The sequence below is a fragment of the Zymomonas sp. genome (assembly GCF_020216885.1).
Lineage (GTDB): Bacteria > Pseudomonadota > Alphaproteobacteria > Sphingomonadales > Sphingomonadaceae > Zymomonas.
Window position 1 is genome coordinate 1 of record NZ_JAIWON010000044.1, and the last position, 10,000, is coordinate 10,000.

Sequence of the window (10,000 nt, forward strand, 5' to 3'; positions counted from 1 at the left end):
TTAGAAAAATCTATCTAAAAAATGATCATACTATGAAAAGAATAATCAGAAAAGATTTTGCCGTATTGTCCCTGCTCTCTATCGGACTCTTTTTACCGTCAGTAGACAATAGCCACCGTCATAAACAATAAACAGGGTAAGATTTTTATATCTGTTCTTCATATAAAACCCAAAAAAACGCTTTATCTATCAAATAAAGCCCTGCCCTTATTCTTTTCATTGAATGTTTACTATTTTTATTAAAAAATAAGCATAAAATACTGATAAAAAATAATTTTTTTATAAAATAGCACCCATATTATTTTATATATGGATGCTATTTTTTTTATATTCTGACCTAACGGTGACGGATATTAGCTGGCCGCCCTCGCCTTTTTATTAAGCGAGGATCGATACCACTGCGCCCTCGCCCACGACGCGACATTTTGACCGCAGGTTCGGCATCGGGCAATTCAAAGCGCAAGGAACCGCCTATTGGATCAGCCTCCATCAGACGTAAATCTATCTTTTGACCAATCTCATATCGGGTCCCGCTATCCTGTCCTTCAAGACTTTGAGTAGCTTCATCATAACGGAAATATTCATGCCCCAAAGTTGAGACTGGAACCAAACCATCCCCCCCTAATTCGGGAACAGTTGCAAAGAAGCCGAATTCCCGCACGCCTGTAATTCTGGTAGGCATAATTTCGCCGATATATTGTGAAAAATACGCCGCAATATAACGATCAATCGTTTCCCGTTCGGCTTCCATTGCCCTTCTTTCAGCATGGCTAATCTTTTCGCCAATGACTGACATATTTTCAGCATCCTGTGACGGTAAAGAAGTCGACGCAGGAATAGTGTGATTATCATGAGATGATTTGAGTTTAGGCTTACCGCTTTCGAGATGATAGGCACCTACTAAAGAGCGATGCACCAGTAAATCGGCATAACGCCTGATAGGACTGGTAAAATGAGCATAACTACCCAAGGCAAGCCCAAAATGTCCCATATTCGCTGGTGAATAATAGGCTTGTGTCTGGCTCCTTAAAATCTGCTCCATGATGCGGGCGCGGGATTCCTCATCGACTTCCAAGCGTTCAATCAGATGATTGAAAATTTGAGGTTTAATTACCTGTCCCAAAGCAAAAGCGATAGAGAAAGTCTTAAGATAATCTCTTAACGCAACCAATTTTTCACGGCTGGGAGGTTCATGCACCCGATACATTACAGGCGCTTTTTTCGCTTCCAAAGCCTTGGCAGCCGCAATATTGGCCGCAATCATGAAATCTTCGATTAGCTGATGGGCATCCAGCCTTTCGCGTGTTGCGACTGACAGAATTTCACCTTTTTCGCCTAGAACCACCCGTCTTTCAGGTAAATCCAATCCTAAAGGTTGTCGATTTTTACGGGCATGATTCAAGGATTCCCAGCACGCCCATAATGGTTTTAAAACGGTTTCGGTTAACGGACTTTTTAATTTTCCATCAATCGCATCTTGGGCATCTTCATAAGCGATATTAGCAGCCAAACGCACTTTTGCCCGCGTAAACCGCCATGATTTCAATTTACCATCAACGCCTATCGTCAGATGGCAAGCAAGTGCCGCCCTATCGACATTTTCCTTTAACGAACAAACATCGCCAGACAATTTTTCTGGCAACATAGGGATAACCTGATCAGGGAAATAAACACTATTCCCTCTTTTACGCGCTTCGCGATCAAGGGCTGTTCCCGGTCGGACATAAAAAGAGACATCGGCAATGGCGACGACAGCTTGATATCCTCCTTTATTATCAGGATTATCATCGGGAGCCGCCCAAACCGCATCATCATGATCTCGGGCATCAGCGGGATCAATCGCAATAATCGGCAAATGCGTTAAATCTTCACGGTTACCAAGATCAAGATCAGCAACTGTTTCAGCTTCTTCTAAAACATCATAAGAAAAATGATCAGGAATATTATATTTATGAATGGCAATCAGGCTAAAACTTTTAGGCTGGAAAGGGTCGCCTAATCTTTGGGTAATTCTTGCGGTGACCCGAGGTGGACGCCCTGCCTTTTCAGCCAGAACCAATTCACCCAATTCTGCATTACCGGCATCAGAAACCGGCCATGATTTTTTGTCTTTTTTTTCAACAGGTTTCAGCCAAAGTTTATCGCCTTCAAGGCATAAGATGCCAAGAATGCCGCTTTCAGCAGGGATGAGTTTTCTTAAAACAAAAGCCTGCCATTCACCATCGACTTGCTCGGTTTTAACTAGAACTCTGTCCCCTTCGGACAATCCAGCTTTCTTTTTCTTCTCAACAATTTTGACTTTGGGGATGGGTAAATGTTCGGCCTGCCACTTTTCCGGCTGCGCAAGAACGGAACCCGCACCATCGCTATCAATGACTTTTAGAATAGTTACCTTGGGTAACCCGCCCATCAGATGGAAAGCGCGTCCCGGTGAAGAATCAATCAGACCTTCATCTGCCATATCTTTCAACAAAGCCTTCAAGGCAATTTTACTTTGCCCCTTCAGACCGAAATGGCGCGCGACTTCCCTTTTTCCAACGGGTTGAGAAGATGATGAAATAAATTCGAGGATCTGCTTGGATGTAGGCAGATCACTATTGGTTTTCTGTTTCGATGAACGGGTCATAAGGGGGACGATCAGTCCTTTTTTAAAAGAGAATTTCCGACTTCAGACATCTTCTCGGGATAGAATAGCTATAAGGCATCATCCCCCTTATGATAAAGACGTTTAAAGTGAACTTTCAATCCACGATTTCAACTGGCTTTTCGGCGCGCCACCGGTGCGGGTAGCCACGACTTCGCCATTTTTGAAAAGCAGCAAGGTCGGAATGTTGCGAATGCCGAAACGGCTAGCTGTTTCGATATTATTATCGACTTCAACTTTGGCTAAAGTCATTTTACCTTCAAGTTCGCTGGCAATTTCACCTAAAGCGGGTGCAATCTGACGGCAAGGCCCACACCATTCTGCCCAGAAATCCACAACAACAGGCACCGGTGATTTTAAAACATCGGATTCAAAACTAGCATCGGTAACGTTGATAACGCTCATTGTAATCGCTCCTGACGGGGATATGAATTTATATAGTATGATCTAATAGAAATACCATTTCATGCAATGCCGAAAATCCGATCACTATATCTGATTCTCTGACTGAATATCACCCTTGTCCATTTGGACGAAATAATCATGCAGGAAGGATTGCTCGAAGGATACCAGTTTCGGAGCCGTCGTATAAAGCAAAGAAGCCTCGATATTATAATCGGGAAAAATCTTTTCTAAAGCAACGACATAGGCAGCTAACTGTCTTTGATAGGCTTCGCTAACCTGTTCTTTGGTTGCGGGCACCCGTCGGCCTGTTTTGAAGTCAACGATATGAACCTGTTTCTTATCCCTATTTATCCAGAGACGGTCAACCATCCCTGAAATAACATGTTCGCCTACTTTGGCCGCGATGGGGGCTTCAGCCAAGGCTCTTTCAGAAAAGATATCGCGATAAGCGGGGTTGTTCATCGCATCGCAGGCATCTGTTATTAGGCTATTTTGTAACGCGACATCCTTGACTCCAGCGGAAGTCTCAAGCCAGCGGAGTCCAGCCTTTCTCCGTTCTTCAACAGGAAGCATAGGAAGGCGTTCAAACAAAGCATGTAACAGAGTCCCTCGCTTCGCAGCCGTGATAGAGGCGCCATCGGGAGGCGGGTTAGAGGTATTATCTTTTACTAGATCGGAAGGTCTTAATGGATAAGCGGGTTTAGGTTCTTCTGGTATTTCGCTTTTGATCCATGAAGGCATAGCTTCTTTAAGCAAGGCAGGTTGCTTCTTTGGTATATCGGTGACTTTTTTGCGGCCTCCCCAATGGTAGACGGCTTTTTGTTGCCACATAGTATCTTCTTGCCATGCAATACCCATAGCCGTGACAGCACGGGTCGCGCAGGCATACCAACTGTCTTTTGGAGGAATGTTTTTCGCACGGCTGCCAAGATGGCCGGTAATAACAAGATATTCTTCGGCACGTGTGGCCGCCACATAGAGAAGCCGCCAATGCTCTTGTAAATCTTTGGCCTTCTTCTCATTGATGATGTCACCAAAATCAGAAGGGAGATAAGCGATATCGTCATTACTAGGCATCGGGATTGGCGCATTGGCCTCATCAAGTGGCCAAGTGATGATTTCTTTTCTGAAACCGCTTGATTGATGTGGATCGCGGGTGGCATCAGCAAGAATAACGACGGGGGCTTGTAGGCCTTTTGCACCATGGACAGTCATGATTCGGACGGTATTTTGTCGCACCGATGGGTCGCGTTTGATTTCGACATCTCCGCTGTCGAACCAGTCGAGAAAACGCTGAAAAGACGGGGTTGTTTCGCTTTCCAACAGCAAAGCGGCGTTTAGCAATTCGTTAATGGGGTCGCGCGCCTCTTCACCCAGCCTTTCCAACAATTTTCGGCGACCTTCACCCTTCCCGCTCAACAGCATTTCAAGGAAGCGATAGGGCGTAATAAAATCAGCCTTGGAAAGCCATTCCCGAATAATATCCCATGTCTCTTTTTCGGCTTCGCTTTTTCGCAGGCGGTCAAAGAGACTTTCTTTTTTCGCTCTTTTGGCAGCAAGCCTATAAAGGCGATCTTGATCCCAGCCGATCAAGGGCGAAACCAATAGACAGGCCAAGGTTAAATCATCATCCGGTTGCAACACAAAGCGGATAGCCGATAACAAATCAGAGACAGCCAAAGGCGCGGTCAATGTCAAACGGTCGAGACCCGCGACTGGAATTTTTTGGGCATGAAGACAGCCCACAATCAAGGAAGCCAGCCGTCCTCGATTACGCACCAGAATAAGAATATCCCTTGGTGCAGCATTCCGTCCCAAAGCGGGCAGATAAAGAGGCGTTTTCGGATTAAGCCAAGCCTCTATCTGGCGAGCCAAACGAATGGCCAGTTCCAATTCGCCATTTTCAAGCTGTTCTTCATCATCTGCGTCAGTCTCTTCTGGAGTATTTTCGTCTTCTTCCTGATAATCAGAGATTGGTTGCCATAGGACAACGCTTCCGCCCAGATCAGACCTTGCTGATTGATGCGGTTGCAGGGATTGCTGACTGATACCAATGCCGCCGCAACTGCTTTCAATATCGGCCAGCATTTGATCAACCATCGCCAGAATAGGCGGGGTTGACCGGAAGGAACGGTTTAAAGACAGATCAAGAATTTCCCGTCCACTGCCCTGAGATTTATCATTAAAATAATCACGAGCATCAACAAAGGCCTGAGGATCCGTGCCTTGGAAGCCATAAATGGCCTGTTTAAAGTCCCCGACAGCAAAAATACTACGAGAGGCTTCGACGGATTTTGCGCTTTCACCCGAAAAGAAATCTTCGGCCAGAGCCGAGATAATAGCCCATTGAAAAATATTGGTGTCTTGCGCTTCATCGACCAAAATATGATCGGTTGTCCGATCCAGTTTATAACGCACCCATTCCCCGATACCCGGCGTCCTAAGTAAGGCAACACTGGTTTCAATCATATCATTGAAATCGACCAGACCCGCTTCTTTCTTGGTCTGTTGCCATGCCTGACTATAGGCCTGTCCGGTGCGAAGTGCCGCTATCGCGAATTGCGAAAATTCATAGCGTTTTTTTAGGCTGACAATATGGTTAATCGCCTTGCTAAGCGCGATCATCCATTCCTCATATTCAGGAGCGATCTTTTTCGTGATACCAGTCGGTGCTTTTTTCAATTCCCCTTTTTGCGTTAAGACCAGACTTTGGAAATCACCAAGACTTGCCAGTCTGTCAGCCGGAGAGGCTGCAACAAAATCCTGAATAAGCGCCAAATTTTTATGGGCGGTCGCTGTGTCCCATTTTTCATTAGCTTCGGCTATCTGTCGAAGAAGCGCAAAATCAAAATGATCGTCATCGCAGGCTTCTTTTAAGACCTGATTGATATCTGAAAAAGGCAAATCCAGCGCGCCTTTTACCCGACTTTCAATGGCTACCCCTAAATTATTTAAAGCGAAAGCGTGAAAGCGGCATTGATAGATATAATCTTCAGCGCCCTGTTCGCCAAGTTTTTCAGCCAATAAAGCGATATCATCGTCTTTGATATGATAAGGCGGTGTTTGATGATCGAGTATTCGGGTTAGTGTCTTTTTCGCCTCTGTTGCCTCTTCTCGCCCTTCGATTAGCCGAAATCCCGGTATAAGTCCCGCTTCGACCGGAAAAGCTGTTAGCAAGGATTGGCAGAAGCTGTGAATAGTTTGTATCCTCAAACCACCCGGCGCATCCAGCACCCGCGCAAACAGCGTTCGCGCCAAAGCCAGCGTATCCCTATCATAACGCGCCCCCAAGGCCTGCAATTCTTCTCTTAACTCGTCATCACTCAGCTGAATGACCCATTTTGCCAGTCGTTGATTGATACGTTCTGACATTTCGGCAGCCCCTGCCTTGGTGAAGGTCAGACAAAGGATGCTTTCTGGAGCAGCACGATTTAAAAGAAGCCTGAGAACCCGTGCGGTCAGAACATGAGTTTTTCCCGTCCCAGCAGAAGCCGACAGCCAAATATTGCCTTTAGGATCGGATGCCTGACGCTGTTCTGCCTCCAAAGGCATTAATCGCTGTGGATGAGCCATAGGATTCCTTTAATTTTGCGCCGGTTTGGATTGGGGGTTACTGCGCCATTCATCAAAACGCATTAGCTGAACATAGTCATCATAGAGTTTCTTGCCACGATGGGGGCGTGCGGTAAAAGGCGTTTGGTTGTGAAGATAGTCATTTGTAACGTGCATAAAGCGTTCTTCGGCCATATTCAGAAAATCTTCTGGCAACAGAGCATTCTTGCCGCTTCCCAATACAGAGCGAGAATAACCAGCCGTTTTCTTTCTTAAATCCTGTGCCATTGACCAATATTCAAAGGCGCTTACCTGCCCTTTGATATCTTTTATGCCGTTATGTTCGATCAAAAGCCCCAAAAGAGCAAGCTGCAACATATCGCCATTTCTGACCGATGCCGCCGATGGAGGTGTGCCGGTTTTATAATCAACAATCGCGAGAGAGCCATCACCGATACGATCAATACGGTCAACAAAGCCGAATAATTCGATACCGTTTATCTGGGCGCAGCCTTTCCTTTCTACATCAAGAATTGTCCGTCCTTCGGTGGCATTTTTCTGAACCTCACCTTCAATCCAGTCTATTGCTTGCAACAATCGCGGCAACCAAAGTGTTTTTTGGATAATATGAGCGTTGATGGATTCCAAGACAGCCAAGGCGCGCGGCTTTAATTTCCCGATGCGGCTGTTATCTTCTTTAACCCAATTTTCAAGAATACTGTGAATAAGGCTACCGCGCCATGCCGCCGTGGGTTCGGCATCAACGGGATCCAGTTTTCTTAAGCCCAAGATATTGCTGGCATAATAGCTATAGGGATCAGATTGCAGACTGTCGAAGCGCGTAACGGCGATACGTTTCGGGCGGTCTGAAACAGGCGGATTAGGGGCTGGCCTTGTGACGGGTCTAAAACCCTGTGGTTCATCGAGCTGTCGCGCCCAATAAGGAAGATTATCGGCATGGTGTAAGTTGGAGGCCATGGCTTCCAATCGCAACCAAAAACGGGAAGGCATTGTTGGCGCTCTGGCATCCCGTCTGGCACGGGTCAGCAATATTTTTTTTGCTCCCAAAACCGAAGAAAAGTCATGGGCGGCAATACCAATTCGCAATTCTAGCCCCGGCAAACCAAGTTCGGAACGAATTCGAGGCGCAAGCCATGGATCGGCTTCCTTGATCGGTGGCCAAACCGTTTCATTCAGACTGGCTGCAATCATCAAATCGGCATGTTGCAAGCGGGCTTCGATTAAACCCCAGATAAAGATACGGGGATGGCCGCCGGTCATCGGTCTGACGGCTTGTTTATCCATCAACTGCCGCAAGACATGCGCAAAATCGGAAAAGCGCATATCTTCGTTATGATCGGCGGCTAAAGATTCAATTTCAGCAATCAAATCGGCGGCCAAATGACCCGCAGCCTCTGTCCATATTTTTTCACCGGCTATTTTATTGGCCGTTTCCCGTAAAATTTTAACAATTTGGGTTAACGGTAAGGAGGACTGATAATGTTGATTGAGTGGTTCAAAAGCTATCTTGGTTTTGTTCCACCATTCCAGTAATTCAGGGTCGGCTTTTTGATCTTCAACGGCTTCGGTAATTTTAGCCGTAATTCCGGCCAGACCATTTCTTAAAAGAGGCCCCCGTAAAATCATATCAAGGCTACGGACATGATCGCGCCATAGATCACGGTCTTCACCAAAAGCAACCAAGGGATGCTTGGCTATCGCGAGGAAACTCACTGCTGAAAAATGATCGGCAGCGAGCGAAACCAGATCAAGCAATAATAATCCGGGAGGCGTAAGCGATAACGGTCGCCCCGCACTATCATCGGCATCAATGCCAAAACGCTTTAATAGAGCGGAGACCCTAATCGCCAAAGCCCGATCAGGTGTTACCAATGCCGCCGTCTGGCCTTTTTCTTCAACGGCCTCCCTTAAAGCCAAAGCGATAACTTGGGCTTCTTCTTCAGGATGAGCCGTTTCAATAACCGATAAATTCGGAAAAGCCCGTTCTTTTTCAGGAAGACTACGCCAGCGATCCGTATAGCGCGCTGGAGCCATCACATGACGAATGGCCTGTTCGCGGTTATCTGGATGGTGATTTTTCGGCGGATCCCATTCTATTACTTCTTTCCGGTCAACGCCCATTCTGTCCAGCAATAATTTTAACTGGAATTGAGGATGGCTTTCAAGCGAAGGCTGTTTCATGCCGGTATCGGGATCGCGTTCATGAGGGCCTAATAGCTGCCATTCTTCGTCTGACATGCTGTTATCAAGACCGGGAAGAACAACAAGCCCGTCTTCCATTTCCGAGATAACACGCAACAAACGGGCAGATACTGGCGATCCTGTAATCGCACCAGCGGCAATAACCGGTTTTTCACTGGGCGGCTGTGTTTTCCATCTCTCCGCAAGGCGATCAAGTAGTCGGTTCCGACGTTCCTGACTTTCAATCTGCCCTGTTTCTTTTAGGGCTTCCGGCCATTCGGTAATGATACATTCGAGCAATTTCAAAGAAGCCTGCCAATGGCGAGCCAGTTCTTCTTCGGCCATAGGGTCGATCAACTGGGTCAGTTGTTCAGGATCAATTTCTGCCGCCATCAACTGATCCAAGGTCAGCGCCAATTCTTCGGCCAAACGGTGGGCTTCGGGAACGGCAATAGTCCGTCCCTGTTTTTGCATTACCTTTTTAACAAGGCGGGTTAATCGGAAATGCCGTTCCAAAGGCGGGATCGCCGGTGGTAACGGATCGATCATATCAACCGGATCAAGAAAAGCGCCCAGTCGATCATCCAAGAGAGGATCCCCGACCGGCACCATTCGGGGTAATAACAAGCCGGAAGACGACTGACGCACAAAGGCTTCTGTTATAGCCCGAATGGAACGGTTATTGGGTAGCAGGATCAATCCCTGTGCCAATGTCATTGGATCGTCATAGCGTTTGATCAGGCCTTCGACCAAGGCATCAGTAAAAGAACGATGGAAAGGTATCGTAAAGAGACGGGATTTTTCCAGCATATTCAAAATTAACCGCGTCTAAGAATGTTATCGGTTACCTTGACAGCTTTTGGCGTGCTGACATCAAACCAGATACCATCATGCACCAAGCCGTATAAGCGGCCTTTGTTCATGGCCTGATCGCGAATATATTGGCTGCGGAAAGCGCCGTCCGGCGTATTTTCCAAAAAGCGTTTGGACATAATTTGGATGCCGCTAAAAACAAAAGGCGCAACTTTACCCGAAATTTTAGGCTGGATTTGCCCCATAGCATTCATATGGAAATCGCCCTGCCCGTTATAGCAATCAGCATGAGATAACGGCACCAGTAATAACAAAGCATCCATCTTCTCATCATCCCAATGACGGGTCAGAAGTTCAATAGAATTAGCCGTGCCATCAAGCCAG

Annotated in this window: 4 protein-coding genes and 1 pseudogene; all 5 read right to left on the bottom strand. The window is 46.6% G+C overall.

Annotated elements, in window-relative coordinates:
- Window positions 1–337: 337 nt before the first annotated feature.
- A complete protein-coding gene (locus LDL18_RS02255) occupies window positions 338–2,626 on the bottom strand; it encodes a VacB/RNase II family 3'-5' exoribonuclease (protein WP_296506713.1) in 2,289 nt (762 codons plus the stop codon).
- 102 nt (window positions 2,627–2,728) lie between these two features.
- Entirely contained in the window at window positions 2,729–3,049 is a 321-nt protein-coding gene (gene trxA, locus LDL18_RS02260) for a thioredoxin (RefSeq protein WP_296506715.1), read from the bottom strand.
- 84 nt (window positions 3,050–3,133) lie between these two features.
- Window positions 3,134–6,622, bottom strand: coding sequence for a double-strand break repair helicase AddA (gene addA, locus LDL18_RS02265; protein WP_296506717.1), 3,489 nt, complete (start codon window positions 6,620–6,622; stop codon window positions 3,134–3,136).
- Between the two features lie 9 nt (window positions 6,623–6,631).
- Complete coding sequence (gene addB, locus LDL18_RS02270) at window positions 6,632–9,613, bottom strand: double-strand break repair protein AddB (RefSeq protein WP_296506720.1); 2,982 nt, start codon at window positions 9,611–9,613, stop codon at window positions 6,632–6,634.
- Between the two features lie 8 nt (window positions 9,614–9,621).
- Window positions 9,622–10,000, bottom strand: a pseudogene (locus LDL18_RS02275) (nucleotidyltransferase family protein); the annotation flags it as partial.

What these genes read in the sequence shown, in the direction of transcription:
- trxA (WP_296506715.1), bottom strand. Translation starts at nt 3,049, where the DNA reads ATGAGCGTTATCAACGTTACCGATGCTAGTTTTGAATCCGATGTTTTA.
- addA (WP_296506717.1), bottom strand. Translation starts at nt 6,622, where the DNA reads ATGGCTCATCCACAGCGATTAATGCCTTTGGAGGCAGAACAGCGTCAG.
- LDL18_RS02255 (WP_296506713.1), bottom strand. Translation starts at nt 2,626, where the DNA reads ATGACCCGTTCATCGAAACAGAAAACCAATAGTGATCTGCCTACATCC.
- addB (WP_296506720.1), bottom strand. Translation starts at nt 9,613, where the DNA reads ATGCTGGAAAAATCCCGTCTCTTTACGATACCTTTCCATCGTTCTTTT.